At 70.0% G+C, this 26,437-nt stretch carries 27 protein-coding genes and 1 tRNA gene; 13 read left to right on the top strand and 15 right to left on the bottom strand.

What is annotated here, in order from left to right; all coding sequences use genetic code 11:
• Positions 1-26: 26 nt before the first annotated feature.
• Positions 27-713: a helix-turn-helix domain-containing protein gene (locus HUW46_RS34515; RefSeq protein ID WP_215542924.1), complete on the bottom strand. Its 687-nt coding sequence runs from the start codon at positions 711-713 to the stop codon at positions 27-29.
• 98 nt (positions 714-811) lie between these two features.
• Here HUW46_RS34515 and HUW46_RS34510 point away from each other — a divergent pair, with 98 nt between their 5' ends.
• Complete coding sequence (locus HUW46_RS34510) at positions 812-2,518, top strand: protein-arginine deiminase family protein (RefSeq protein ID WP_215542923.1); 1,707 nt, start codon at positions 812-814, stop codon at positions 2,516-2,518.
• On the opposite strand, the gene HUW46_RS34505 is transcribed toward HUW46_RS34510, so the two are convergent.
• Positions 2,515-3,459 carry an alcohol dehydrogenase catalytic domain-containing protein gene (locus HUW46_RS34505; RefSeq protein WP_215542922.1) on the bottom strand — a complete coding sequence of 315 codons (945 nt, stop codon included), beginning with the start codon at positions 3,457-3,459 and terminating at the stop codon, positions 2,515-2,517. The two genes, HUW46_RS34510 and HUW46_RS34505, sit on opposite strands and share 4 nt — an antisense overlap.
• A 48-nt stretch (positions 3,460-3,507) precedes the next feature.
• Positions 3,508-4,101 (bottom strand): TetR/AcrR family transcriptional regulator, encoded by a 594-nt coding sequence (locus HUW46_RS34500; protein ID WP_254125171.1) that lies wholly within the window; start codon positions 4,099-4,101, stop codon positions 3,508-3,510.
• A gap of 95 nt (positions 4,102-4,196) precedes the next feature.
• On the opposite strand from HUW46_RS34500, the gene HUW46_RS34495 reads away from it, so the two are divergent.
• Positions 4,197-5,699, top strand: coding sequence for a CocE/NonD family hydrolase (locus HUW46_RS34495; protein ID WP_215542921.1), 1,503 nt, complete (start codon positions 4,197-4,199; stop codon positions 5,697-5,699).
• A 6-nt stretch (positions 5,700-5,705) separates the two neighbouring features.
• On the opposite strand, the gene HUW46_RS34490 is transcribed toward HUW46_RS34495, so the two are convergent.
• Positions 5,706-6,056, bottom strand: coding sequence for a VOC family protein (locus tag HUW46_RS34490; RefSeq protein WP_215542920.1), 351 nt, complete (start codon positions 6,054-6,056; stop codon positions 5,706-5,708).
• Positions 6,057-6,109: 53 nt separating this feature from the next.
• Between HUW46_RS34490 and HUW46_RS34485 the strand changes: the two genes are divergently transcribed.
• From HUW46_RS34485 to HUW46_RS34470, 4 genes are all read left to right on the top strand, one after another.
• On the top strand, positions 6,110-6,625 hold the full coding sequence (locus HUW46_RS34485) for a TetR/AcrR family transcriptional regulator (RefSeq protein WP_215542919.1): 516 nt from the start codon (positions 6,110-6,112) through the stop codon (positions 6,623-6,625).
• A 54-nt stretch (positions 6,626-6,679) separates the two neighbouring features.
• On the top strand, positions 6,680-7,033 hold the full coding sequence (locus HUW46_RS34480; protein WP_215542918.1) for a VOC family protein: 354 nt from the start codon (positions 6,680-6,682) through the stop codon (positions 7,031-7,033).
• Positions 7,034-7,078: 45 nt separating this feature from the next.
• Positions 7,079-7,402 carry a PASTA domain-containing protein gene (locus tag HUW46_RS34475; protein ID WP_215542917.1) on the top strand — a complete coding sequence of 108 codons (324 nt, stop codon included), beginning with the start codon at positions 7,079-7,081 and terminating at the stop codon, positions 7,400-7,402.
• 117 nt (positions 7,403-7,519) lie between these two features.
• Complete coding sequence (locus tag HUW46_RS34470; RefSeq protein WP_215542916.1) at positions 7,520-8,458, top strand: AraC family transcriptional regulator; 939 nt, start codon at positions 7,520-7,522, stop codon at positions 8,456-8,458.
• Here the strand turns inward: HUW46_RS34470 and HUW46_RS34465 are convergent.
• Complete coding sequence (locus HUW46_RS34465) at positions 8,390-8,986, bottom strand: TetR/AcrR family transcriptional regulator (protein WP_215542915.1); 597 nt, start codon at positions 8,984-8,986, stop codon at positions 8,390-8,392. The genes HUW46_RS34470 and HUW46_RS34465 overlap by 69 nt on opposite strands.
• A 98-nt stretch (positions 8,987-9,084) precedes the next feature.
• Here HUW46_RS34465 and HUW46_RS34460 point away from each other — a divergent pair, with 98 nt between their 5' ends.
• Together HUW46_RS34460 and HUW46_RS34455 are read left to right on the top strand one after the other, a co-directional pair.
• Positions 9,085-10,230 (top strand): FAD-dependent oxidoreductase, encoded by a 1,146-nt coding sequence (locus tag HUW46_RS34460; RefSeq protein WP_254125169.1) that lies wholly within the window; start codon positions 9,085-9,087, stop codon positions 10,228-10,230.
• On the top strand, positions 10,227-10,856 hold the full coding sequence (locus tag HUW46_RS34455) for a DUF3159 domain-containing protein (protein WP_215542914.1): 630 nt from the start codon (positions 10,227-10,229) through the stop codon (positions 10,854-10,856). Before HUW46_RS34460 ends, HUW46_RS34455 begins: the two co-directional genes overlap by 4 nt.
• Positions 10,857-10,861: 5 nt before the next feature.
• Here the strand turns inward: HUW46_RS34455 and HUW46_RS34450 are convergent, their stop codons facing one another.
• The 6 genes from HUW46_RS34450 to HUW46_RS34425 form a co-directional block, all read right to left on the bottom strand.
• Entirely contained in the window at positions 10,862-11,209 is a 348-nt protein-coding gene (locus HUW46_RS34450) for a TfoX/Sxy family protein (RefSeq protein WP_215542913.1), read from the bottom strand.
• Complete coding sequence (locus HUW46_RS34445) at positions 11,209-12,093, bottom strand: alpha/beta fold hydrolase (RefSeq protein ID WP_215542912.1); 885 nt, start codon at positions 12,091-12,093, stop codon at positions 11,209-11,211. The genes HUW46_RS34450 and HUW46_RS34445 overlap by 1 nt, the downstream gene beginning before the upstream one ends.
• Entirely contained in the window at positions 12,090-12,755 is a 666-nt protein-coding gene (locus HUW46_RS34440) for a winged helix-turn-helix transcriptional regulator (protein WP_215542911.1), read from the bottom strand. Before HUW46_RS34440 ends, HUW46_RS34445 begins: the two co-directional genes overlap by 4 nt.
• A 61-nt stretch (positions 12,756-12,816) precedes the next feature.
• Complete coding sequence (locus HUW46_RS34435) at positions 12,817-13,614, bottom strand: hypothetical protein (RefSeq protein ID WP_215542910.1); 798 nt, start codon at positions 13,612-13,614, stop codon at positions 12,817-12,819.
• 127 nt (positions 13,615-13,741) lie between these two features.
• Positions 13,742-13,818 (bottom strand) — tRNA-Arg (locus HUW46_RS34430).
• Between the two features lie 282 nt (positions 13,819-14,100).
• On the bottom strand, positions 14,101-14,835 hold the full coding sequence (locus tag HUW46_RS34425) for an SDR family oxidoreductase (RefSeq protein WP_215542909.1): 735 nt from the start codon (positions 14,833-14,835) through the stop codon (positions 14,101-14,103).
• Between the two features lie 157 nt (positions 14,836-14,992).
• Here HUW46_RS34425 and HUW46_RS34420 point away from each other — a divergent pair, with 157 nt between their 5' ends.
• Positions 14,993-15,391 carry a DUF1508 domain-containing protein gene (locus HUW46_RS34420; protein ID WP_215542908.1) on the top strand — a complete coding sequence of 133 codons (399 nt, stop codon included), beginning with the start codon at positions 14,993-14,995 and terminating at the stop codon, positions 15,389-15,391.
• A 172-nt stretch (positions 15,392-15,563) separates the two neighbouring features.
• A complete protein-coding gene (locus HUW46_RS34415; protein ID WP_215542907.1) occupies positions 15,564-16,646 on the top strand; it encodes a substrate-binding domain-containing protein in 1,083 nt (360 codons plus the stop codon).
• A gap of 69 nt (positions 16,647-16,715) precedes the next feature.
• On the opposite strand, the gene HUW46_RS34410 is transcribed toward HUW46_RS34415, so the two are convergent.
• The 4 genes from HUW46_RS34410 to HUW46_RS34395 form a co-directional block, all read right to left on the bottom strand.
• Complete coding sequence (locus tag HUW46_RS34410) at positions 16,716-18,629, bottom strand: S8 family peptidase (protein ID WP_215542906.1); 1,914 nt, start codon at positions 18,627-18,629, stop codon at positions 16,716-16,718.
• A 168-nt stretch (positions 18,630-18,797) separates the two neighbouring features.
• A complete protein-coding gene (locus HUW46_RS34405; protein ID WP_254125167.1) occupies positions 18,798-19,934 on the bottom strand; it encodes a lytic transglycosylase domain-containing protein in 1,137 nt (378 codons plus the stop codon).
• 27 nt (positions 19,935-19,961) lie between these two features.
• Complete coding sequence (locus tag HUW46_RS34400) at positions 19,962-20,801, bottom strand: sortase (protein WP_254126671.1); 840 nt, start codon at positions 20,799-20,801, stop codon at positions 19,962-19,964.
• Positions 20,802-20,929: 128 nt separating this feature from the next.
• A complete protein-coding gene (locus tag HUW46_RS34395) occupies positions 20,930-22,882 on the bottom strand; it encodes a hypothetical protein (protein ID WP_215542905.1) in 1,953 nt (650 codons plus the stop codon).
• A gap of 551 nt (positions 22,883-23,433) precedes the next feature.
• Between HUW46_RS34395 and pstC the strand changes: the two genes are divergently transcribed.
• The 3 genes from pstC to HUW46_RS34380 all read left to right on the top strand — a co-directional run bounded on the left by pstC (position 23,434) and on the right by HUW46_RS34380 (position 26,434).
• On the top strand, positions 23,434-24,420 hold the full coding sequence (pstC, locus tag HUW46_RS34390; protein WP_215542904.1) for a phosphate ABC transporter permease subunit PstC: 987 nt from the start codon (positions 23,434-23,436) through the stop codon (positions 24,418-24,420).
• Positions 24,420-25,550 (top strand): phosphate ABC transporter permease PstA, encoded by a 1,131-nt coding sequence (gene pstA, locus HUW46_RS34385; RefSeq protein WP_215542903.1) that lies wholly within the window; start codon positions 24,420-24,422, stop codon positions 25,548-25,550. Before pstC ends, pstA begins: the two co-directional genes overlap by 1 nt.
• Positions 25,551-25,642: 92 nt before the next feature.
• Positions 25,643-26,434, top strand: coding sequence for a phosphate ABC transporter ATP-binding protein (locus tag HUW46_RS34380; RefSeq protein ID WP_215550285.1), 792 nt, complete (start codon positions 25,643-25,645; stop codon positions 26,432-26,434).
• Positions 26,435-26,437 lie beyond the last annotated feature (3 nt).

Raw genomic sequence — 26,437 nt, 5'->3', positions numbered from 1 at the left:
CGCTTGGACGTTTCGGCCAAGCCCGCTCAGCGGACGAGCGCGGTGGGCGTCGCATCCGCGAGGCGCCGCGCTTCGCGATTGAGGTGCGCTTGGTCCGCGTAACCCGCGGTCGCCGCGGCTTCGCCCAGCGCCACGCCCGCGTTCGCCAGCTGGAGCGCGTACTGGAAGCGGTGGATCGACATGAGGGTCTTCGGGCCGTAGCCGAACAGCCGGTCGCTGGCCCGGCGAAGGGAGCGCTCGGACAGTCCGTGCCGGTCCGCCACTTCGCGCACCGTCGCACCGCCACGCGCGGCCCTGTCCAGCGAGGCGGCCAAGCGGAGTGTCGGAACGTCCGGGGACGTTCGGCGCCACAACGCGACGAAAACCCGTTCCAGTGCGGCGGGAGCGTCGAGTTCGGCCGCGTCGAGCGCCGGAGCGGGCAGCTCCACGAGGTCCGCCAGGTCGATTCGCTGATCGGTCAGCTCGTTCGCGGGCAGGCCCAGCACCGCGCACGCGGCACCGGGTGGCAGGCGCAAACCCCAGGTCACCTCGCCGGGTTCCGACTCGGCGTCGTGCCACGCCGCCGTGTCCGCGCCCGCGACGACGAACCGCCCGCGGTGCACCATGAGGTCCATGACCCCGTCGGGGAGCACCCGGTGCTCGCCGCTTCCCCTGACCACCCGCCACAGGGTCGCCCTGCTCAGGTGACCGCGCCAAGCCAGGTAGCCCGTCATGCGCTCACCTCCGGCCGTTCACTCCGACGAGCATGCCACGCGGCGCTTCGGCCGTGCTACCTTCTATTTATCACACATGAGATACATAAGGAGAGGTCATGCTTCGCTGGGGAGTGCTGGTCACGGTGAGCGCGATGGCGTTCACGGTGCCCGCGGTAGCAGTGACCACGGGACCGCGGCTGCGGGGCGGCGAGGTCATGCTCGCCAATCTCGACGACGACGAACACCGGTGCGTCGTCACGCCGGCGGACCTGGACGCCGTCGGGCTCGAAACCGACCGCGGGCTCGCGTCCTGCAACGACGCGGCCGACGATCGGGTCAACGGGCCCGCGGACGAACAGGACCTCACCCCGGTGGAGATCGCGGCGGAACCGTGGCTCGGCGACGGCGCCACGGGACGGCTGACGGTCGACCGCGGTGACCGCGCCCGTGTCTTCGTCCGCCGCGGCGGCGGTTGGGAGTCGATCGCCCCTGGCAACGGCGCGCTGTCCGCCGCCGAGTTGCGCCACGGGGTCCGGCTCGCCGTGGAGGGGCGCGACATCGTGCGCGATCTGTCCACAGGGGACGGCTCGGTGACCGTCGCGCTGGCGGTGACCGATCGCGGCACGACGCGGCGGGCGCACCACCGCCTGCGGACCGCGCCGCTCGTGCTGCAGAACGACCTCCAGCCCGCCACCGCGGTCTTCGCCGCCGCGCCGGGCAGCGGTCCCGGCGGTGTGCCGGGGCTGCCCGGCGACCGGATCCCCGGCGGCTGGCCGGAGTTCAGCGCCTCACTCGATCGCGCCACCGGCCAGCGCGTCCGCTACCTCACCGGTGGCCCCGCGTGGTGGGCGGACACCTGGACGCAGGACCTCTTCGAACCCGCGACCGCGAGCATGCCCACCGCGCACGGCGTGCAGACCATGCGGGTGATGCTCCGCTCGCCGAACCTGTGGCAGGTCGGCGGCGCGGCGACGCTCCGTCCCGCCGGCAGGCTCGCCTTCCGCGATCTGCGCGGCCCCGATGTCGCGGTGGTGCAGGCGTTCAGCGAAGCACCCCGCATCCCCGGGATCGATCTGCTCAACGGGACCGGCAACTTCGAATCGCTCCCGCCGTATCCGGGATTCCCGAAGGGCAGGGTGCTGTACGGGTCCGGTCGCGACAACAGGCGGCACCCCGATCCCGTTTTCGTGCGCCTGCTCGAAAGCCAGCGGGTGCAGCCGCCGCTCGCGATCGACACTTCGTGGCTCGCGGTCGGCCACGTCGACGAACTCGTGCACGTGATCCCCGCGCCGAACGCGCGGGGCTGGACGCTCATGGTCGCCGATCCCCGGTCGGCGCGCGGGATCCTCGCCACGGCGAAGGCCCGCGGCGCGGGCTCGGCGACGCTGTTCTCCGGCACGGACGCGGCGAAGAAGCCGACCGTCGACGAGCTGCTGGACGACCGGAAACTCAACGATGCCAACGAAAGGGCCGCCGCGAACATCGATCGCGAGCTCGCCGTGCTGCTCGCCGAAACCGGCCTGCGCGCCGACGAACTGGTGCGGGTCCCGGTGCTGTTCCGCGAACTCGAGGGACTACCGCTGTTGTTGGCGTTCACCCCGGACATCCCGAACGGGCTGTCGGTGACCGCGCACGAGTTCGCCGCGCCGGATCCGCACGGCCCGGTCGTCGCGGGCCGCGACCTGTTCCGCGCGGCGACCGAAAGCGCGCTGGCCCCGCACGGTGTCCGGGTGCAGTGGGCCGAGGACTTCTCGTGGGCCCACGAAGGCGGCGGGGAAGTGCACTGCACGACGAACGCGTGGCGCGACGTGACCGTCCACTAAGGAATCAGCACGACCTTGCCGAACTTGCCCTGCCCGCCCAACCTGGCGTAGGCGTCGGAGAACCGGTCCAGCGGAAAGGCGGCGTCGACCGGGACCCGCAACCGCCCCCGCGCCAGCAGCGGCACCGCGGCAGTCCGCACGGTGGCGGCGAGGACCGCTTTCTCCGCGGGTGAGCGCCCTCGGATGGTGGTGCCGATCAGCTGGGCACGCGCGAGCATCAGGTCGAACATCCGCAGCGGCGCCGTGGCGCCCGCCTGGACTCCGACCACGAGGACCTTGCCCCGGGCGCGGAGCAGCGCGACCCGCTGAAGGCAGTCCTCGCCGCCGACCAGTTCCACGATCACGTCGTACGGCTTGTGCTCGGCTTCCCGATCGGGCGTCACGACCTCAATCGGGGCCAGCGTTTCCACCCGGTCGTGCAGTTCCGGCCTGCGCACGCTGGCCACCACGTGCGCCCCGGAAATCGCGGCGACCTGCACCATGGCCGTGCCCACCCCGCCCGCCGCCCCGGTGACCAGAACCCGGTCGCCAGCGCGGATCCCGGCCTGGCCGACCAAGGCGTCCCACGCGGTGCTGAACGCCTCCGGGAATCCGGCGGCCTCCTCCCACGGCAGGCCGTCGGGCACCGGAAGGAGGATCTCGGCGGGGACCGCGATCCGCTCGGCGTGTCCGCCGCCCCCGACCAGAGCCATCACCCGGTCGCCCGGCACCACGTCCGCGACTCCGGGCCCGACCTGCTCGACCTCGCCCGCGACCTCCAGCCCCGGCACGTCGGCGGGCCATCCCGGCGGCGCCGGGTAGTCCCCTCGCGCCTGCTGCAGGTCGGCGGCGTTGAGCCCGGCGGCCCGTACCCGGAGCACCACCTCTCCCGGGCCTGCGACCGGATCCGGCCGCTCGGCCAGCTGGAACGTTCCTCGGGAATCGATCACCACGCTTCGCATGATCGCACTGTATTCCGCCGGAAACCCTTGCCGCCGAAGCGAAAGCGTTCACGTCAGGTAGGCCACAGCCAGCTTGGTGGTCTCGTCGGCCCATCCGGTCCAGCTCACCCCGTCCGGCCAGGAGCGGCAGGTGGCGGCGCGGTGCACGCACGACCCGATGATGGTGCGTGCCGCGAACCGCAGCGCGCGGGCGTCGTCCAGGTACGGTCCGGCGGCCTCGGTGAGGGCGTCCTGGATGGCCGCGAGCGCCTGCAAGCCGCGCTCGACCCCTTCCTCCTGCTGGCCGCTGAGCAGTGCGGGGAAGATCCGGTCGTGGCGGGAAAACGTGCGCGCCATCGCGTGGGTGAACGCGGAGAGCGCGCCCTCCAAACCTTCCTCCGCTGAGGCGAGCGCCTCCGCGACACCGGTTTCCAGCCGCCCGAGCAGTTGGTCCTTGACCGCGTGCAGCAACTGCTCCTTACCGGTGAACCGCCGGTAGATCGTGCCGACGGACATCCCGGCCGCTTCGGCGACCGCGGCGACCGTGAACTCGTCGATACCGCCGGTGGCCAGCACGTGCTCGGCCGCGGCCAGCACTTTCCGCAGGGACTTCCGGCTGCGGGCCTGCTGCGGAGGGCGAAAGGCGGGATCGGCGTCGCTCACCGATCCGACGGTACTGCCCGGTTCAGGAGAGGTGGCGGTCACCCCGATGCGAATGATAATTTGCGTTCACATTTCACTCATCGGAGGGAAGACCCATGCGCATCGACCGCGACGTGACCGTGCCCGCCAGGGACGGCACGCGCCTCGTCCTCGACGTGTTCCGGCCAGACGACGAGCGACCGGTCCCCGTGATCGCGTCGATGAGCCCCTACGGCAAGGACGTGCACTGGCCGGAGCGCTTCCCGCTGTACGAACTCGTCGACCAGGGCGACCACATGGTGTGGGAGACCCCGAACCCGGAGTGGTGGACCGAACGCGGGTACGCGGTCGTCCGCGCCGACGCGCGCGGCACGGGCAAGTCGGCAGGCCGCCTCGACGTCTTCAGCCCCACGGACGCCGAAGACTTCTACGACGTCATCGAATGGTGCGGCGTGCAGCCCTGGTCCACCGGAAAGGTCGCGAGCAGCGGCATCTCCTGGTACGCGATGCTGGGCTGGCGCGTCGCGGCGCTGCGGCCGCCGCACCTGGCGGCGGTCGTCGCGTGGGAGGGCTGCACCGACTTCTACCGGGACTGGGGCCGCCAGGGCGGTATCTACACCAACGCCACCGAGAACTGGTGGGAGCGGCAGATCATCCCGCAGCTGAGCGGCGAGTACGCGAGCATGCCCGCCGAACTCGGCTCGCGCGAACTGCTCGACGACTGGTACCGCGAGCGGACGGTGGACCTCGCGCGCGTGCGGGTGCCCGTGCTGTCGGCGGGGAACTGGGGCTCGATCCACCTGCACCTGCGCGGCAACATCGAAGGGTGGCTCGGCGCCGCGTCCGAGCACAAGTGGCTCGTCGTCCACGTCGGCTCGCACATCGACCCGTACTACGCGGACTGGGCCAAGGAGCTGCAACTGCGGTTCCTGCGCCGCTTCCTCGTCGGCGACCAGTCCGCAATGGACGGTGTCCCGCCCGTGCGCCTCGCGATCCGCCGCGGCCACGATGTCGAATGGCGCGACGAACAGGACTGGCCGCTCCCCCGCACCCGGTGGCGCGCGCTTTACCTGGCGCACAAGGAACTCAGCTGGAACCGGCCCGCCGCGCACCGGACGCCCTACCCGGCGGCCTTCGACTTCACCGCCACCGAACGGCTGGAACTCACCGGCCCGTTCGCACTGCGGCTGTGGGTCTCGCACGTCGCCGACGACCTCGACGTGTTCGTCCACTTGGAACAGTACGACGCCGACGGCGAGCGCATCCCCGCGATCGGCCCCGGCGGGACCTCCACCCCGGTACCGATGGCTGTCGGCTGGCTACGCGCCTCGCACCGCAAACTCGACCAGGACCGCAGCCTGCCGTACCGGCCCTGGCACAGCCACGACGAGATCCAGCCCCTCGAACCCGGCGTGCCGACCCTGCTGGAAGTCGAGATCTGGCCCGCCTCCATCACGCTCGAACCGGAGCACCGCCTTCAGCTCCGCATCCGGGCCGATGACGACAACCTGGGACTGCTGGCCCACAACGACCCGGACGACCGCAGGAGCGGGCACGGCGCGACCATCCACCTCGGCGGTGACCACGCCTCGCACCTGTTCGTTCCGGTCATCCCCTGACCGGGCCTATTCGGGCCCGGCGGCGCTCTGGTCGAACAGGTGCACCGCGTTGCCGCTCGGGTCGAGGAAGGTCGCGCCCTTGCCTCCCGGCATCTCGACCTCGCCCTGCCAGTCGAGCTCCGGATGCGACTGCCGGAAGGCGTCCACGTCGTCGACGGCGTAGAAACCGCCCGCGCCCCACCGCGGCTCGGCGTTCGGCGGCACGTCGAGCATCAACTCGACCTCCGTACCGGGGATCTTGAACGCGGCCGTCGACTCGCCCTCCCGCCAGGACTCGTCGAATCCGAGCGTGTCGCGGTAGAAGGCGACCGACTCCTTGAGGTCCTTCACGGGCTGGTACAGGAAGGTCAGTTTCATGGCCGCGAACGTAAACTGATTACGGGCCACCGTCAACCTGTTATGCTCGGCCGATGCGCGAATGGGTCCCGGTACCGGGTTCGGCCAAGGCTCGGCTCATCGAGGCGGCCATCCACCAGTTCGAACTCGACGGGTACGAGGCGGTGAACGTCGTCGAACTGGCGGGCAAGGCGAGCGTCACCACGGGCGCGCTGTACCACCACTTCGGCTCGAAGCTCGGCCTGTACACCGCGGTGCGGGAGGACATGGAAAAGCGGATCGTCGAACGCATGGAAGGAGCCGCCGAGGCCGCCGGAAACCAAGGGCGCCCCGCGGTGCGCGCCGCGCTACTGGTGGCCTTCGACGCCGCCGTCCGGTTCACCGTGTGCCGGATCCTCGGCGAACAGTCGCCGGTGGAGCGCGAGGACCCGGTCACCGCCGCACTGCGCCCGCTGCTGACGAAGCACAAGGCACCCGCCGCGGACATACTGGCCGCCGCGTGGCGCGCCGCGCTCCTTGCCGTCGTCACCGGCGCTTCCACGGCGGCGGCCCGCGCGTCACTGGCGTACGTCCTCGATCCCGGGAAGTGAGCCGCTTCCCATTCGTCCAAGCCAGCCGGTGGCCGTGACTGCGACGCTGTGCCGATGATCAGGAGAATTCACCCCTACGCCAACGGAAAAGCCCTTGCCGCGTCCCGGGACTTCTACGTCGCGATGTTCGGGCTCGAGATCGCCATGGAAGATCCGGTCCTGTGCCTGCGGTCCCCGGCCAATCCCACGGCGCAGGTCATCGTCATCCCGGACGGAGCCGAGTACCCTTCGCCGCACTTCGGGATCGAGGTCGACGGAGCGGCGGCGGTCGACGCGGCGCACGCCGAGGCCGTGCGGCGCGGATTGCGCATCGCCTACCCCCGCACCAACGAGCCGTGGGGCGTGCGCCGCTTCTTCGTGGAAGATCCCGGCGGCACGGTCGTCAACGTGCTTTCCCACCTGCCCTGATCTCGGTCTTCACCTGGCAACCGGCTCGCGGTACCCTGGCTGCGGGTGAAAGCGTTGGCAGACGGACATTCACGGGACGCGCGGCCGGTCGTGGTGCCGGATTTCGCGGGGAAACAAGCACTCGACGCATGGCTTTCCGGTCATGACGCCGGCTTGCTCCTGCAAGGACCCGATCCCGACAGCCCCCACCCGCTGACGAACGGCCGCGTCGTGGCCCAGCTCCCCTCGGCCGGAACCGAGTTGGCGCGGTGGGGCACGGTGACCGTCTGGGTCACCGACGACGGGGATCCTGGCGGCGTCCGCGAGCCGCGCCGCCCACCGCCGGAACACCGGGAAGCAGCCGCGGCGCTCGAGCCCGACGACGACTGATCGCCGCCGTGTCAGCACGCCTGACCGGCGAGGCGATCCGACACCGATCGTCCTCTTTGGACAGTCGAAAGGGCGTCTTGGGCGAATGTTCCGGCCGGTGCCCCGTAGCATGGGGCGATGCGATCCACCGCGCACGAGCACCTGGCCGCGTGGGAGGTCGCACGGCCCGCGGGGCCCGGACGGATTGCGGGCGTCGGCATGGCCGGGTTCCGCAGCCGCGGCGCGGGCTCGGTCGACGTGCGCGCGGTGCCGCACCCGGCGGTCACACTGGCACTGGCGTTCGGTGACGGCCCGCTCGTCGTCGACGTCGCCACCGGCCGTGAGCAGCGGGGAAACCTGGTCGTCGGGTTCATGCACGACGCGATCCGCGTGCGGGGCGAGAACGTCGAGTGCGTGCAGGTCCGCCTGGCGCCGACGGTCGCCCGCACCGTACTGGGCGTCTCCCCGGCGGAGCTGGACGGTGCCGCGGTCGCGCTCGACGACCTGTGGGGCCAGGACGCGGCACGGATCTGCCAGCGGCTCGGCGATGCCACGTCGTGGCGGGACCGCTTCGCGTTGGTGGAGGTGGCGCTCGCCCGGCGGACAGCAACAGGGCCGTCGGCAGACCCCCAGGTGAGCTGGGCCTGGGACCGGATCGCCAGCAGCCACGGCCGGGTCCAGGTCGACGCACTGGCCGACGAGCTCGGGTGGAGCCGCAAGCGCCTGTGGACCCGGTTCCGGTCGCAGATCGGCCTGCCCCCGAAACGCGCCGCGAGACTGGTCCGCTTCGACCACGCCGCCCATCGCCTGGCCGCTGGCGAAGGCGCGGCCAGGGTCGCGGCGGACAGCGGCTACGTCGACCAGTCCCACCTGCATCGAGACGTCCGGGCGTTCACCGGCGTGACTCCGACGACCGTGGCAGGCGAGGAATGGCTGGCAGTGGACGAAATCGCGTGGCAGCGGCAGTTCGCCGATCCCGGCCGCCAGCTCCAGCTCGGACGCGGCGGCTCAGGGCCCGGTCAGGCAGTGCTGCACGAGCGGCCCGAACCGGCTGACCAGTTCGTCGACGGACGATGACGCGATCGGTTCGATCCGTACGAGGTAGCGCGCCACGGCGAGGCCCAAGAGCTGGACGTTGACCATGCCGGCCCGGAACGCGGCGTCCGGGCCGTTGAGCAGTGCCGCCAGCCGGCCGGTGATTTCCCGGTCGATGTATTCGCGAAGCAGTGTTTCGGTCTGGCCGTCGGCCTGGGGCGACCGGGTGAGTAGCGCGAGCGGGGTGCGGCCCGAGGCGTCCATGTTCTCCAGGAGCGTCCGGATCATGCGCTCGCCGATGCCGTCGAGGCCGCCGGTGAAGATCGATTCGAGGGCGGGCGGGACCTGAGCGGACATCTCGATCGCCGCGGCGAACAGGCTCTGCTTGGTGCCGAAGAAGTAGAACACCATCGCCGGATCGACCCCCGCGCCGGCAGCGATCGCGCGCACCGTGGTGCCGCCGTAGCCGTGCTCGCCGAACAACGCGCGTGCCGTGTCCAGGATCCGCTGCTTGCTCTCCGCACCGGTTCGCCAGCGGCCGGGCCGTGCGGGGGAACTGTGTTCTGCCATGACCGGACGAGTCTATCGGAGATTTCTTCATCGTTGGTGGAGTTTCCTGCCAAAGCTCGGTAGCGTGAACTTCATCAGTGATGAAGAAAGGGGCCGGGATGAGGGTGATCGTGGTCGGCGCCGGTTTGGCCGGATTGACGCTGGCGCAGGGGTTGCGCGGCGCGGGGATCGACGTCGCCGTGTACGAGCGAGACGACCCGCTGGTACGTACGCAGGGCGTGAGCCTCCATGTCGACGACCGAGGCACCGAAGCACTGCGGGCATGCCTGCCTTCGGCACACGCCGCGATGGTCGAGGCCACGATGGGCGGGCCACGCGAGCAGACCCTGACGTTGTCCGAAGTGGACGGAGCGCTCACCGTCGCGGGCGCTCAGCCGTCCGACGGCGTGGCTGGCCGGGCGCGGCCGGGGCGGCAGGTCCATCGTCCGTTGCTGCGCGCGGTCCTGCTGACGGGCCTGGAGGACGTGGTCCGATTCGGGGCGGAGTTCACGCGGTTCGAGCAGCGAGCCGACGGTACGGTCCGTGCGTGGTTCGCCGACGGCGGCACCGACACGGCGGACGTGCTGGTCGGCGCGGACGGGATCGGGTCGGCGGTCCGCCGTCAGTACCTGCCGCACGCGAGGGTGGTCAACACGGGACGGCGCATGCTCATGGGCGCGACCGCCCTGCGGGCGGTGGCCGATACCGGGCTGCTCGAACTGATCGGCCACAGCCCCGCCAGCGTGCGGGTGAACGGCACGATGATGGTGCTGGGCGCGCTGCGGTTCACCGAGTCGCCGGTGGCCGCGCGGCAGCGGTGGTTGCCCGCCTTACCGCTCAACGCGGTCGCCCAGGTCGAGGACTACGTGATGTGGGCGTTGCCGATCACCCGGGAACAGCTCGGTTCGGCCGGATCACCGGCCGCGGTGTGGCGCCGCGCCAAGGAGTTGACCGCGGACCTGCCCCCGGCCCTGCGGTCGGTCGTCGCCGAGGCATGGCCGGACAGCACGCGCGCACTGCGCGGCGGGACGATCCCGCCGATACCCGGCTGGCCCGCCGGCCCGGTGACGGTCATCGGTGACGCCATCCACCTGGCTCCGGGTTTCGGCGGCAACCTGGCGATGCGGGATGCGCACCACCTCTGCGAGTCATTGGTCCAGACCTATCACGGCCGGCTCGACCTGATCGACGCGATCGGCGTCTACGAGAACACTATGCGCCGCAACACCTTCTCCGCGCCGGTCGCGACGAAGGCGGGCGCATGAGTTTCAGCCTGCTGACCCAGAAGTCGTTGTCCTTGTTCGCCGCGGTCGGCGGTTGGCGCACGGTCGCCGAAGGAGTCGCCTCGCGGGTGCTGTTCCTGGTCGCCTATCTGGTGACCGGCCAGGTTTCGACCGCCGCGCTGGTGGCTGTCGGTGGCGTGGTGGTGTTCGCCGTGGTTCGGGTGTTCACCGACCGGAAGTACTGGCAGTCAGCGGTCGGGCTGATCATCGTGGGGGCTTCCGCGTTGCTGGCCGGGAGTACCGGGCACGCGGTCGACTTCTACCTTCCGACCCTGCTCTGGCAGGTGGCCGGGGGTGCGGTGTTCGGGGTGTCCATTCTGGTGCGGTGGCCGGTGATCGGGTTGGCGATCGGGGCGGCACGCGGTGGCCGGTTCGGCTGGCGGCGAGACCCCGCACGGCGACGGCGTTATCAAGCGTGCACGGCGATCTTCCTGGCGAAGTACGGCATCGCGACGATGGTGCTGCTACCGCTGTACCTGGCCGGTGCCCTGGCTCCGCTCGGCATCGCCGCCACCCTGCTGGGCGGTGCACCCGCATTGGGCTTCTGCGTCTACCTGTCCTGGCGGTTCCTGCGCGCCCGAGCGGACCCGGCCGTCATCGGGACTTGAGGCGCTCATCGTCGACCGAATCCCTTGGCGGGCAAGCTTTCCGCGGTTGCGGTGCCGATCTCGATCCATCGGGTCAGCTGGCGCTTGGTACGCAGGTCGTCACCGTCGACATGGAGCCAGCCTTGGATCACTCGGCCGTTCATCTCCATCGGGCGCGCGTTGGTGGTCGCGAGGAGACGGTCGGCGCGCGTGGAGTCGACCCGCACCAGAAGGCCGCCTCGGCTGCTCGCCGCCACGGCGATCTTGCCCGCGACAAGGAAGGCGAGTCCGCCGAACATCTTCTGTTCGGTCACCGGCGAGCCGGGCGCCAGCAACTCCCGGACACGGTCGGCAAGGTGCTCGTCGTAGGCCATTACGACTCTTCCGGTGTTTTCCGCCAGCCGCGGATCGCCGCCGCGAACTCCTCGGGCGCATCGGACTGCACGAAGTGGCCGGCGCCTTCGACGATGACGGTGTGGTGGTCGGCGAAGGTGTCCTCCCAGCGCTGTCGTTCCTTGGCCCGGAAGGCGAAGTCGGCGTCGCCCCACACGATGAGCGTCGGCAGCGACGCGAGGTCGGCGAGACCGGCCTCGATTTCGGCGAGGAAGTCGCGGCTGGCGGTGATGCGCCCGGGGAGCACCGCCGACGCGTCGGGGACGGTGGCCGGTTTCCGGTAGTGGGCCATCTCGGCGGCGGTCGGCTTCCGCCGCCCGTACCCGACCGGGATCATCGCGTTGACGAACAGGTTGAATCGCCGGACCAGCAACCGTCCCAAGGGATTGCCGAACAGGTGGGAGATGGCCTTGATGGGCAGGTCCCCGATCGGCCAGGCCCAGGTGTTGGCCAGCACCAGGCTCTCGAAGGCGGTGGGCCGCTGTTGGGCGGCGGCAAGGCCGATGGGACCGCCCCAGTCATGGGCCACCAGGGTGACACCGCTCAAGGCCAAGCTGTCGACGAAGGCGGTGACGACCTGGGCGTGCTCTTCGGGCAGGTACCGGTAGCCCGGTGCCGCGCTCGACAGCCCGAAGCCGGGATAGTCGACGGCGACGCAGCGGAACTCCTCCCGCAGGGCGCGGATGACGTCGCGGTACTCGAACGACCAGGTCGGGTTGCCGTGCAGCAACAGCAGCGTCGGGCCCGACCCTTCGTCCACGTAGTGGATGGTGTGGCCGTCGACGTCGACGAAGCGGCTCGTGAAGGGGAAAAGGGCGTCGACGACCCACGGTGGACGTTCGCCCGCGGACTGTCGCGTGGTCATGCTTTGACCTCCGATTCGGTTATCGGGACGAGGTAGCGAAGTCGCCGCAGCGGGGCGGTCGACCCCTCGGTGTGCAACCCCAGCTGACGAGCCTGTGTCAGCTTGAGCTGCCCGGTGAGCACCCCGAGGACGAGTGGTGCGGGGCCTTCCAGCGCGAGATCGGGTGCTCGGGAAGCGGTGAACGTCGATCGCAGCTCGCCGTGGCTCAGTTCGAGGAAAGTGGGCCTGTCCCCGACTCGGATCTCGATGACCACAGGTGGTCCGTCGGGCTGGGCGTCCTCGATGAACTCCAACTCCGCGACCGGGAACGCCACCCAGTGGCTGCGGATCTCCTCGTCGCCGGTGGGGTTGGGCATGTACCTCGCGCCGAAGAAGCCGAGCGCACGAAGGACCGGCCGCAGGTCCCGGCCCGCGTCGGTCAGGTGGTAGAGGGTGGCGGCCACCGGCGGAGCCGCCACCTCTCGGCTCACCAGCCCGTTCGCCTCGAGCTTTCGCAGTCGGTCGCTGAGCAGGTTGGTGGCGATTCCGGGCAACCCTGCCATCAGGTCGGCGTGGCGGCACCCGCCCTGCAGGAGAAGCTCGCGGACCACCAGGAGGGTCCAGCGGTCGCCGATCACGTCCAGAGCTTTCGCGACCGCGCAGTAGTGACCGTAGGAACGCATGGCCCAACCATGCTGGACCGACGCTTGAAATTCAAGAGTGAGTACTTGTTTTTTTCAACCTTCAGCCGCGGTCGAACCGAACGACGGCGATGGACTTGTCGTCGTGCCGCTTCGCACGGGGCAGGTGTTCGCCGGACGGATCGTTCTCCGCTTCCCAACGACGGCACCACCCAAGCAGCTCGGCAAGACTGTCCGATGAGGACTGAATCAGGGAGTCCCAGTTGGACAGTCCAAGATGGCGCATCGTGTTGTACGCGCCATCCGTGGACATCACTGCCCATGGCGTGGTTTCGATGGTTCGGCGAACCTGTACCGCGTGTTCGGCCGCGGACGGGTCTGCTTCGGCAATCCAGTAGCCACCGGGACGGTTCCGCCGTTCGGCCTGCTCAGTCTGAAGTTCCTTCAGCAGGCTTCGAAGCGTCTCGTCGTACCCTCCCCCAGCGGCAAGGTAACCCTGGTACGCCCGCCTCGGCGCGAGGTCGAGTTCATCCATCCTGCTGTCGGTCACCTCGGCATCCGGGAACACCACGAGGTTGTCCCCCAGCATCACGACCTCCACACAGCCATCCAACTCGCGCAGGATGGTCACCGTGCTGGACGGCGACTCCCCCGGCGTCAACCCGAAACGCCTCGCCGTGGCGTCGATTCCCTCGGCCAACAGCCCGACCAGCTCACACTTCGGGTCCCGCTGAAGACCGCGTCGCAAACACCGCGCCAGGTGGTCGGCGTAATCCGAAACGGGCACCGGCACAGGGACGAACGCCGACGCGCCATCCAGCATGATCACCGCACTCCCAGTGGTCACGATCTTGTCGGCGCTGTCGGGATACGGCGGAAGCTGGGCGGTCAGGACACGCATGGGGCTCACCGGACGAACGAACCTGCCGTCATCGGACACTCGCAGCCGGTGCAGGAGGCCCCCGCACCCGACGAAATCTCTAGCTGTACAACCGCCGCGACGGTACCGCCGACAGCGTTTTCCCTGGTGGTGCCCCCGGCAGGACTCGAACCTGCGACCTAGAGATTAGAAGGCTCTTGCTCTATCCAGCTGAGCTACGAGGGCCAGCCAGCTCGACTGCCCCGATGTGCGGACCCGCGTGGCGCGGTGTCGAACCGTCTCAGCGAGTCTAATCGGCGCAAGCGGCCGGAGAGTTACACACCTGATCTTCTGAGGGTGCGGACGCCCGCTGAGCTGGGAATATTCGCAAGAGCAAGCACACGGGACGGGCCACCCACGCGGGTCGGGTCCTCGGTCGCTCGGCGCTTCACCCTCCCAAAGTACCTCGAAACCTGCCACCATGGGGACCAGAAGGCTCTTGCTCGTGTCCCAGCGGCTACGCGGAGGTCATCCACGGCCGATATACGGCATCGCCGTGGCGGTGATGGTGAGGAACTGGACGTTGGCGTCGAGCGGCAGGCCGGCCATGTAGAGCACGGCCGCGGCCACGTGTTCGGCGTCGAACGTCGGCTCCGGCATGGTGCGGCCGTCGGCCTGCCGCGCGCCTTCGGCTATCCCGGCGGTCATGTCGGTCGCGGCGTTGCCGATGTCGATCTGGCCACACGCCACGTCGTAGGCGCGCCCGTCCAGGGACAGTGACTTCGTCAGCCCCGTGATCGCGTGCTTGGTCGCGGTGTAGGCGACGCTGCCCGGCCGGGGCGCGTGCGCGGAGATCGAGCCGTTGTTGATGATCCGGCCGCCCCTCGGGTCCTGCGCCTTCATCACCCGGACGGCTTCGCGGGCGCAGAGAAACGAGCCGGTGAGGTTCACGTCTACGGTGGCGCGCCAGTCGTCGACGGCGATGTCGGCGATGTCGCCGGACGGGCCGAACCCGCCCGCGTTGTTCACCAGCAGGTCCACCCGCCCCCAGCGGTCGCGTGCGGCGGCGAACAGCGCTTCGACCTGTGCCGGGTCGCTGACGTCCGTCGGCACCGCCAGCGCGCCGTCGTGGGCGCCCGCGGTCTCGTGCAGCGCGTCCGCCCTGCGCCCCGCCAGCGCCACCCGGTAGCCGTCGCCGAGCAGCGCCCGCGCGATGCACCTGCCAAGGCCGGATCCCGCCCCGGTCACCACCGCGATCGCCATGCCCTACTCCGTTCGTCCGATTCGCCTCGCAACGTTCACTTCGTGGCCGTCGCGCCTTCACCGTAGACGGTAACTTCCGCGCGCCGGGGCGACGATTTACCCGGCGGGGGAACGGGCGGACTTTTCCACCCGCGGATGCGAACCGGACAGGCGGGGAATGACGAAAACGCCGAGATTTCAACTGATCGGTGCAGCGAATGACAAAGTCCGCTGGCGGTTACTGGGCGGAAACAACGCGTCACTCGGCACCGGCGCGGGCAGCTATCGGGGCCCGCAAGAATGTCTCACCGCAATTCAGTGGCTCAAGGAGAACCTGGCGAAGACACGCGCCGAGTTCAGCCATGCCAGCGGCGGGAAGTGGCGGTGGCTGCTGTACGCCGACGCGGAACTCCTGGCCATGGCCAGCCACGCCTACGGCCGGAAAATCGAGGCGAAACACGGACTGGAGCGCTTTCTCGCGGCCACTCCCGGCGCCGTCGTGCTCACCGGCAGCGCGAGCATAGCGGACTGGCGAACGAAATATAAGGTCGATTCTCCCGAGGCGCCGCTTCGGTGACCGGCAACTACGGTCCGTGCATTCGTCGGTGCTTAACCGACGTGCCGTCGGGCGGGAACGAAAAGCACCTGATCCGGCCAGGCTGATCCGGCGGAATTGGGTGAGCCACACGTCGTCGAAAAACGACACTGTTCAGTGGCAAGACGGAGAACAGGAAGAGAGCGCAGTGAACATGCGAGTTCGTACGACTCGACTTCTCGGCACCGCCGCCCTCACCGCGGGCGCGTGCGTCCTGCTGGCCGGTACCGCCGCCGCGGTGCCGGATCCCAACGGTCTCAAGGAGGTGCTGGCCGCCGCGGGCTCGGACACCATCTTCGACGTGACCGGGGCGATCTTCACCGCCGCGAACAGCCACCCCGGCAACACCGACCCGGACAACTTCGTCAACGTGCCGCCGGTGCTCCCGCCGAACGGCTCGTTCACGGTCCCCGGTGACGCCTTCGCCGGCCCCGTCACCTACACCAACCCCGGGAACCTGCCCCCGAACGGCTCCGGAGCGGGCAAGGCCGCGTTGAAGGCCTCCGCCGACGCCGGTACCGGCGCGATCGACATCGCCCGTTCGTCCTCGGGCCGGGCGGCCACCGACCCGGCGAGCTTCGAGTACTACGGGTTCGCGAAGGACGGCGTGACCTGGTCCGCGTCCGGCACGGGCGCGGGTGCGGGCCGCACCCTCACGCTCACCCAGCTCCGCGGCATCTACAGCGGCACCATCACCAACTGGAGCCAGGTCGGTGGCAAGAACGCCCCGATCAAGATCTACCTCCCCCAGGTGAACTCGGGCACGCTGGCGTTCTTCACCGGCACCGTGCTCGGCTTCGACCCGACCACCAAGCCGGTGACGGTCAACCGGTTCCAGGAGAACGAGGGCGACACCATCCCGGCCGCCGACCGCGACACCGCGATCGCCCCGTACTCCATCGCCCAGTGGGTCGCCCAGGGCAACAACGCGGTCAGTGACAAGCGCGCTGGCTTCTTCGCGGGCACGCTCACCGGCGCCGGCTCCGACGCCGCTCCCGTTTCGGGCACCTCCGGCGACTACGCCCCGGCGTTCACCGACGGCTTCCGCGGCGCCCGCACCGTATACCACGTACTCGACAACCGTTCGAAGTCCTACGGCCAGGCGCTGCGCGGCGTCGGCTTCGACGACGCGGGCCCGAGCCCGTTGTGTAACGGCGATCTCGACGCGACCTTGAAGCACTTCGGCTTCAAGCCACTCGCCGCCGACTCCACCGGTGTCACCTGCGACAAGTCCTGACCCCTCGCACTACGGAAAAGCGGGGCCCGGTGGCAGCACGCCACCGGGCCCCGCGCTCGTTCCAGTGCGCTACTTCGCGGGCACGCCCAGCGCGGCGAGCGCGGGCGCGGCGAGGATCACGCCCTTGCCGGTCACGGTGTCGTAGCCGGGCGCGCCGAGATCGGTCGCGCTCGACACCAGCGCGGAGCGGATGTCCGCCGGGGTGGCGGTCGGCTTGCCGGACAGCAGCAGCCCGGCGATCGCCGCGGCGTGCGGTGCCGCGGCCGAGGTGCCGAAGAACGGCTGGAACCCGGTGACCGTGGTGGTCACGCCGTCCGCGGCGGTGATGTCCGGCTTCTGGCGCACGGCGCCACCGGTGCTGGACACGTTGCCCGGCGTGATCGCGGTGCCGTCGGCGTTGTAGAACTGCTTGCGCGTGCCGTCGGAGCTGAACCGCTCCCACTTGCTCGACGCGCTGAACGTCGACGGGAACGGGCCGGTCGGGTTCGCCGGGTCACCGGTTTCGAGCGGACGCCCGAACGCGGCGGCGGCCGGTGCCGCGGCGACGCTGAACGCGGCCGCGGCCGCCGAGTGGCCCGAAGTCACGCCCGCGGTGCTGAAGGCCTTCAAACCATTGGAAGCGGTGAAACGGCCCCGGATCACGTTGAGCGCGAGGAACCGGTCGGCTCCGCTGTACTTCACCACGGCGACCTTGTAGCCGGAGCCGGTGCTCGGCACCTGGGTGATCTCGTACGGGTTCTGCGAGCCGTCCTGCGGGTCCTGGCTGGACGCGACGACGCTGCCGGAGGCGTTCAGCACGTACAGGTCGTAGTCGCTGTTCGACTTGCCCCACGGGTCCGACCAGAACAGGGTCACCGGCTTGCCGAGCGAACCGGCCGAAAGCGGGTCGTAGAGCTGGGTGCCCGAACCGGGGTCGAAGTCGTGCGCGGTACCGGAGATCCCGCTCAGCTTCTGGCCGGAGTCGCGGTAGTCGCCCTCCCAGTAGCCGCTGCTGCCGTCGGTGAGGTTGCCCGAGTTGCCCGCGGACGAGAAGTACAGCGCGCCCGCTTTGGTCACGTCGTTGACCGCCTGCGCGACCGGGCCGTCCTGGAACGGCGATTCGTCGAAGTAGGCGACGTCGTCGACGATGATCTGGCACTTGCCCGTGTTCCGCAGCGCCCTGATGTTCGCGGCGAAGCTGGCTTCGCTGGTGAACGCGGTGGCGAAGCCGAGTGTCGCGTCGGGTGCGAGGTCGTGCACGATCTCCAGCATCGCGGTGCCCTCGTCGCCGCTGCCCTTCTGTCCGGAAAGGACGTCCACAGTGGGCAGTTCGCCGGAGGACTGCGACTTGCCGAGCGAGTCGACGCCGTCGGAGAGCACGCAGATCTTGACTCCCTTGCCGGACACGCCGTACTTGGTGCGCGCGGCATCCGCACCGTGCGCTTTGTCCCCTTCGGACACTGTGGCGGCGGCGACGGCGTTCGCGGCAAGCTGCTGGCGGGCGGAACCGGTCTGCGGTGCCTGCTCGCGCCAGGTCATCGCCTGCCCTGCCGGGGCCACCTCGGCGACGTCGGTCCGCGCGGCGATCCCGTCGACCGCGGTCAGCGGCAGCTCGGCGCGCACCGAACCGCCGGTGTTCGCCCGCACGGTGCCGCCGGACGCGATGACCGCGCGCGCGAGTTCCTGTCCGGTACCAGCAGCGGTGATGTCGACCGAGACGGTGCCCGCGCCGGACACCGGCACGGAGGTGCGGTAGTCGGGCAGCTTCTTCGCGAGGCCCTGGTCGGCGCGCAGGCGCTTCTCGACGACGAGGGAACTGGCCTGCTTCCGTTCGGCGGGGCTCAGCGTCTGCTTGATGCCCTGCAGCGCGCTGATCCCGGTTTCGGTCCGCGCGGCGTCGGAATCGGCCTGCGACGGCGCGGCGACGGACACGGAGGCGGAAAGGAGAACGGCGCCGACAGCCAACGGCACCGCGTAGCGGGTGACACGGTTCAACCGCACCATGAATGGACTCCCTGGAAGTGACAGGCCCCGACACACCCTGGGCGGGTGCGACCTGCTCAAAACCTAAGAAACCGGCGCGGTGCCGGACACCCACCAAAGTCGGGAAACCGTGTGGACGCCCATATCCTGGGAAGGCGCCCTGGTGCAAAAGTGTCCGAAACGGACAGATCAGCAGGTGGGTGAAGGCGTGGTGCTCGCCGTCGTGGAACTCGGCATCGAGGACGTGCTCGACGGCGTGGCGCAGTGCGACGAGGAAGGCGACCCGCTCGTCTGCGGCTTGGATGTCGGCGAGCCGGTCGGCGAACCGGTCGGCGGCTTCGTTGGCGGCTTCGGCCCGACCGGCGGCAGTACCGGCCCCACGGGACCGACCGGTGGTGCGGGCGGCGGCACCGGGCCCGGAGCCGGGTGCGTGACGGGAGCAGGCGGCGGCACCGGCGCGGCCATCGGCGACGGCGAGCCGGAGACCGGGACGGCGGTCACCCCGTGCGCGTAGGCGTCGGCCCACAGCAGCACCGTGCGCACGTAATCGTCCGAGTGGTTGTACCGGAACACCGCCTTCGCGCGCTGCTGCGGATCGTTCAGGTCTCCTCCACCGGCGCACAGGTAGCGGCCCGCCGCGACGGTCGAATCGTTGACGTTGTTCGGGTCCTGCACACCGTCACCGAGATAACCCGCCCAGGTGCTGGGGATGAACTGCATCGGGCCCACCGCGCGGTCCCACACCGGGTCGCCGTCGTACCGGCCGCCGTCGGTGTCGGCGATCGCGGCGAACCCGCCGGAGCCGTTGAGCAGTGGGCCGAGGATCGGGGTGAGCGTCCGCCCGGTGGCGTCGACGCGTCCGCCGCGCGCGTGCCCGGACTCGATCCGGCCGATGCTCGCGAGCAGGGCCCACGACACGTGGCACGACGGCGCGCTCTGCGCGAGCGAGCGCTCCGCGCGCTGGTAGGCCGCCAGCACGGGTGCCGGGATTCCGGCACCCGATCCACCGGTGCCCGAAGGGGCACCGAGCGGCACGATCGGCACGTCCGCGGACGGCCCTGCCTGCTGGGCGAGCAGCTGCGCGTCACCCGCGATCGCAAGCAGTTCCGGCGAGGGCGAGGTCTGCGCGGCGACACTGCCGTCGGCGTCGTGCATCGGAACGGACGGCGCCTGCTGCGCCGCCAGCGCGACCGGAACGACGGCGGTACCACCTCCGACGAACGGCACGAGCGCGAGCGAGCCCGCGGCGAGGCAGGCCATCTTCGCGCGACGGGCCGCGGCGGCTCTCCGGCGGCGGACTTCGGCGCGGCGTTCCCATCGGTTCACAGCGGATTCCTTTTCAGGTAGGGGTTTTCAGGCCCAGGCGGGCAAGAGGCGCCACAGGGCCATGGCCGCGAGCGTGGCAAGCGTGAGCATCGCGGGTGCGGTCAGGACGTAGTTCGAAACCGGACGCCAGCGGCGGTAGAGCCAGGTCGCGCCGACGGCCACGGCGGCGAACCCGCCCAGTGCCAGCACCAATGTCGGCCAGGCGCTGGTGTCTCCGGTGCGGCCGTCCTGCGCGTCCGCCTTGCCGTTCTGCGGAGTCGGCGAGAACGGCTTGCCGTCGAGGACCGCCGTGACGACGGTGGCCGTCTCGGAGGCCAGCGGCCACCACGAGGTCGAGGTGACGAGCGTCAGCCTGTCGTCGCCCGTCTTGCCGTAGTCCTTGCTCTCGTCGAGCGGGCGTTCCGCGGTCTCGGTGACCCGGTAGACCGATTTGCCCTGCGTGGTCGCGACGACGATTTCGTTGCCAGGACGCAGTTCCGCGAGCCTCGCGAACGGCCCGCCGTATCCGGAGAAGCGGCCGACGACGGCCGAATTGCCCGGCTGTCCGAGTCCCGAGGTCCCCGGAACGTGCCCCGGCCCGGACGCGGTCTGGCCAGGGGCCACACCTTCCAGCACGACCTGGTGCAGCGCCAGCGTCGGGAACTCCACGACCGCGACGGGTGTACCGAATTCGGCGGGCTTCTTCGGTGTGGTGGCACCGAGGAGGCTCTGCGTCTCGCCGAGCGCGCGGTCGATCTGCCCGCGGATGTCGGTGAGCGCGGCCCGCTGGTCGCTGTTCTGGATCATCGGCCCCAGCGCGTAGACCACCACGGCGAAGCACAGCAGCGAGGTCAGCACCCAGCCGACCACCACCCCGGTGATCCACAGTGGACCGAACCGGGCTTCGGCCGGTTCGTACTCCGGTTCCGGCGGCGGGTCTTCCGGGGGAAGCTGGTGGATGAGGACGTCGGTCGGTTCGTCGTCGGTGGCGGCGTGCCTGCCTTCGGTGTGGACGCTCACGCGCGATCTCCGGCGGGTACGAACCGGCCGCCACGAACGCGATCACCGAGCCTGCTCGCCGCGCCGCCCAGCCGCCGTGTCGTCCTCGCCAGCCACGGCGGCACGGGTCGGCCGGCGGCCAGGTACGCGGTAGCCGACGGCAGGATCGTGAGGAACACCAAGGCGAGCAACGGGATCAGCGGGCCGAGGAGCCCCGAGCCGGGGAACGGCGGGATCGACACGGCGGCCGCCAGGTTCTTCGCGGCCTGCACGCTGGCGGGCGTCGGCGCTTGTGCCGGCGCGCCGGTCGGCGAGCCGTTCGCCGCTCCCGTACCCGCGCCCGCGGCGGGGCCGGAGCCTCCTGGGACGCCGCTCGGGGGCACCGCGCCGCCGTCACCGCCGGGGCCGCCCACACCAGCGCCCCGCGGCGGGTTCTTCAGCTCGTCCTTTTCCTTGCACGCGTCGGCGAGGGCTCCCGAACCGACTTTGGCGAGCCGGTCCTTCGCCACGGACGCGAGCGGCTCCGGCAACGGGACGAGCCCCGGCCCGAGCGCGCCTTGCCCGCCGGGATCGACCGCTGTCCGCAGCACCGCCGAAAGAGCTTGCTGCGCTTCCTTTCTCGGCTTGCACGGACCGTCGACGAGCGGGTTCTTCGGCGCCACCGCGTATTCGGCGAAGGTCAGCGGGTACGCGTTCCGGTCCGCGCCGGTGGCACCGGGCCGCACCGTGCCGTCACCGGCGTCGGCGAAGTGGGTGGCGGCCGCCGCCATCGAGGCCGGGGTGGGCGCGACGTACTCCCCCGACGCGTTGCGCAGGGCCACCGGTGTCCAGCCGTACTCGGTCGCCGTCGCCAGATCGGTCAGCACGTACCCGGCGCACGGCTGGCTCGAACCACCCGGGCAGAACCCCTGGGTGAGGTTGTCGAGCTGCTTGCGCAGATCACTCCGGGTCGGCGCGGTGTTGACGTTCACGTCCACTCCCGCCCCCGCGTTGAGCCGCAGGTAGTCGGTGACCCTCCCGACCGGTACCGGTGGCTCGGTACCGCGTTTGAACTGCCAGTGCGCCGATGCCTCCGTGGTGAGCAGGTCGCTCAGCAGCAGCGGGCCGGTGTCCGGGCCGGCGAGCCCGCTGAGCCCGAATTCGTAGATCAGCCGGTGGTGCGGATACATCGCTTTGAGCACCGGGTTCCGCTCGACCAGCGCGGAGCCGTCCGCCATCACCGAACCGGGGGTATTGCCATCCATCCGCCGCTTGGAGACGAGATCGGCTACGTCGTCGAGGCTGAACTTCAGAGCGTCTTTGATCGGGCCGAGAAACGGATATCCGCGGTCGCTGACCCCCTTCGGCTGCCTGCCGACCGCGACCAGCACGACGGCGTTCAGTGCCGTCGGCACGAATACCCGTTCGCGCCGCTTGTCCGTGCTGAGAGCGGTACCGCTACCGGTGAAGGCGAGATCGCGGGCTCCCCGGTCGAACCCGGCGAGCACTTCGCCCTCACGGGTCGCGAGTGGCTGCATCACGCTCGGCGCTCGGGTCGGTGAGCACAGCAGCGAATTCCACGACGACGTCGATTTCGCCATCCGCTCGGGCAGCGCGGTGGTCACCGCGGCACCCGCGACCGGGTCCTTGCACCCCGGTGGCAGACCGGTGTTCTCCCCCGGGGCCACCACCATGCTCCCGTCCAGCGTGATGTCCGCCTTCGCGTTCGGGTGCGGCACGACGATCTTGAGCCAGATCGCGCACGGGTTCGCCTCGTCGCACCGGTACGAGTACTTCTTCGGGTTCGGCACGTGCACGACGTTGCCGTGCTCGTCGACGTACATCTCCGAGTACTCGGGATCGTTCTGGACGGAGACCGGCTCGGTTTCGCCTCGCGAAACCGGGTAGTCGATGTCGACCATGTGGGTGGCACCGTCGCGCGGCTGATCGGCGATCGGCAGGCTCCGGGACAGGCTCTGCGCGCCCTGCACGAATCGGCAGTACGCGGTGTACCGCGTTAACGGGGTCCGGTTGCGAACCTGGCTGTCCCGAAGCTCCTTCGGGCACAGCGACGCTTGCACCTGCGCGCCCTCGGGCAGACCAGCGATGCTGATCTTGACGATGTCGCCGTCGCGCACCTTCGACAGGTCACCGGGCTGCGTGCTGATCGTGTACGCGGGCGCCGCCTGCGCCGTGTTCACCACGGCCAGCCACGCGGTGCCGAGCACCGCGCACAGCACGACCAAGCACACCCGCTTCACGGCGGATCTCCCCACAGGACTTCTCCCTCTCGGAACCAGGATCGAGCGCGAGCACCGGCAGACACGGCCGGTCGGCGTGGCACCCACGGTCGGCCATTCCGACGCCGAAGGTCAACGAAGAACCGGCCGTTCGGCGGTGGATTCACCACCGCCCCGTCGGGCGTTCACCGTCCGCACACCTATGGCGCCGCCTCCGCTCGCATACTTTCGGTGGCCGTCGGGGGGCGAGGTCCTCCTGGTCCTGCCGAAAATCCCCGACCGAGAACGAAGGACGACCTGCCGTGACCACGACGACGGCCCGCGCGGGCGAACCGCCACCGGCCAAGCGGCCGATCACCGACGCACCGTCCCGTGTGGACAAAGCTTTCCGGCGAGTGACCACCGGCGGCGGTATCACCGTGCTCGTGCTGCTGGTGGTGATCGGGTTCTTCCTGACGCTGCAAGCCGCACCGGCACTGCACTACGCGGGGTTCGGCTTCTTCAGCACGGTCGAGTTCAACACCACCGCGGACTCCCCGGTCTTCGGCGTGCTCGGCATGCTGACCGGCACCATCACCGTCGCACTGGTCGCGGTGCTCGTCGCGGTGCCCATCAGCATCCTCGCCGCGCTGTTCATCACCAACTACGCGGGCGCCCGGCTGCGCGGGCTGCTGACCGGGCTCGTCGACCTGCTCGCCGCGATCCCCAGCCTGCTCTACGGCCTGTGGGGGTTCAGCTTCCTGGCGCCCCAGGTGGAACCGGTCGCGGCGTGGCTGAGCCGGAACTTCTCGTGGATCCCGCTGTTCGCCACCCAGCAGAACGCGACGCTCACGCAATCGATGTTCGTCGCGGGTTTGGTGGTATCGCTGATGGTCCTGCCGATCACCACATCCATCATCCGCGAGGTGTTCGCCCAGAGCCCGCCGGGGGAAAAGGAAGCGGCGCTCGCGCTCGGCGGAACCCGGTGGGGCATGGTGCGTTCGGTCGTGCTGCCGTTCGGACGAGGCGGGATCGTCGGCGGCGCGATGCTCGGCCTCGGCCGCGCGCTCGGCGAAACCATCGCGGTTTCCCTGCTGCTGCCCCAACTTCCCGCGATCGTCACGCACGTGCTAGAAAGCGGCGGTGCCACGATTTCCGGCTTCATCGCGCACAACGCCGGGATCTCCGGGCTCGGGCTCAACGCGATGATGGCGGCGGGCCTGGTGCTGTTCCTGTTCACCCTGGCGACGAACTTCTCCGCGTCGATCATCATTTCCCGGAGCCGTTCCGGGGCGGGAGTGGATGCCTGATGGCGACCTTGCTCGACAAACCGGTACCGGTGCGCGGTGCGCCGAAGGTGAAGCGCCGCACCGCCGCCAGCACCCCGGAAGACCGGCTCGTCACGATCGGCTGCGCGGCCTCGGCGAGCCTGCTGACCTGGTTCGTGCTGCACCTGCTGCTCGACTCCCCCGGCTGGCTCGCCGATCTCGTCGTGGCCTACGCGCTCTTCCTCGGCATGCTGTACCTGGTCTTCCGCGACCGGCTCGGCAAGCTCGCCGCGATGGACCGGCTGGTCACCACGATCGTGTTCACCGGGGCGCTCGGCCTGCTGGTGCCGCTGCTGTTCCTGCTCGTCTACATCGTGGTCAAGGGCGCGCCGCATCTCCGGCTGAACTTCTTCGTCGAGGACCAGTCCGCGGTGTCCCCTGTGGACCCGTCCACAAAGGGCGGTGGGCAGCACGCGATCATCGGCACGCTCGAACAGACCGCGATGGCACTGCTGTTCGTCGTCCCGCTCGGCCTGCTCACCGCGATCTTCCTGAACGAAACCCGGTCGCGCCTGCGCAAGCCGGTGCGGATCTTCGTCGACGCGATGAGCGGCCTTCCGTCCATTGTGGCCGGTCTTTTCGTGTATGCCGCGCTCATCATCCCCGGCGCCGTGCGCGGGTCGTCCTTCTTCAACTACAGCGGTTTCATGGCCTGCATCGCGCTCACCGTGGTCATGCTGCCGACCGTCACGCGCACCGTCGACGTGGTGCTCCGGCTCGTCCCCGACGGTCTTCGCGAAGCGTCCCTCGCACTCGGGGCCAGCAGGGCGAGGACGGTGTGGTCGGTGGTGCTGCCGACCGCGAGAACCGGTGTCACCACCGCGATCATCCTCGGCATCGCCCGCGTGGTCGGGGAAACCGCGCCGTTGCTGTTCACCGCGGCCGGGTCGACGCTGCTGAACCTCAATCCGTTCGTCGGGCAGCAGGAAGCGCTGCCGCTGTTCGTCTACCGGTACGTGCAGACCTCGGTGGAGGCCCAGCGCGAACGCGGGTACGTCGGCGCGCTCGTGCTGATCATCATCATCTTCGTGCTGTTCGCGCTCGCCAGGATCGTCGGGCGCAACCGCACCACGCGCAAGCCACGCAGGACGAGGACCAGGGAGACTCGGTGACCGAATCCACTGATACGTCCATAATGGACGGTATCGACTACCTCGACGCGGAGTACGCCGACGGGCCCGCCGCCAGCACGCGCGAGGTGCGCCTGATCGGCGGGCCGCCGGTCGGCGCCGCGACGCTCGAATCGCGGGACGTCGGTGCCTGGTTCGGCGACCGGCTGGTGCTCGAAGGCGTCTCGTTGCTGATGCCCGCCAAGGAAGTCACCGCGTTGATCGGCCCGTCCGGCTGCGGGAAGTCGACTTTTCTCCGGATCCTCAACCGGATGCACGAACTGGTGCCGAGCGCGAGCCTCGCCGGGGAGGTGCTGCTCGACGGCCAGGACATCTACGCCGACGGCACGCGCGCGCAGCAGGTGCGCCTGCGGGTCGGCATGGTGTTCCAGAAGCCGAACCCGTTCCCCGCGATGTCCATCAAGGACAACGTGCTCGCCGGGCTGAAGCTCGCCGGGCTCAAGTGCGACGACAAGGAAGCGCTCGTCGAGCAGAGCCTCGAACGCGCGGGGCTGTGGCGCGAGGTGCGCGACCGGCTCGGCTCCCCCGGCGGCGCGCTTTCCGGTGGCCAGCAACAGCGCCTGTGCATCGCGCGGTCGCTCGCGGTGCGGCCCAACGTGCTCCTGATGGACGAGCCGTGCTCGGCGCTCGACCCCACCTCGACCCGGCGCGTTGAGCAGACGATCGCGGAGATCGGGCACGAGGTGACCGTGGTGATCGTGACGCACAACATGCAGCAGGCCCAACGGGTTTCCGATCACTGCGCGTTCTTCCTCGCCGCGGAGAACGAGCCCGGCCGCGTCATCGAGCACGGCCCGACCGAGAAGATCTTCGCCGAACCCGACGACCCGCGCACCTACGACTACGTCAACGGCCGCTTCGGCTGAGCG

It is taken from the genome of Amycolatopsis sp. CA-230715, assembly GCF_018736145.1.
Taxonomy (GTDB): domain Bacteria; phylum Actinomycetota; class Actinomycetes; order Mycobacteriales; family Pseudonocardiaceae; genus Amycolatopsis.
Note: the sequence above shows the minus strand (reverse complement) of the source record. Positions and strands in the feature narration are given on the sequence as shown.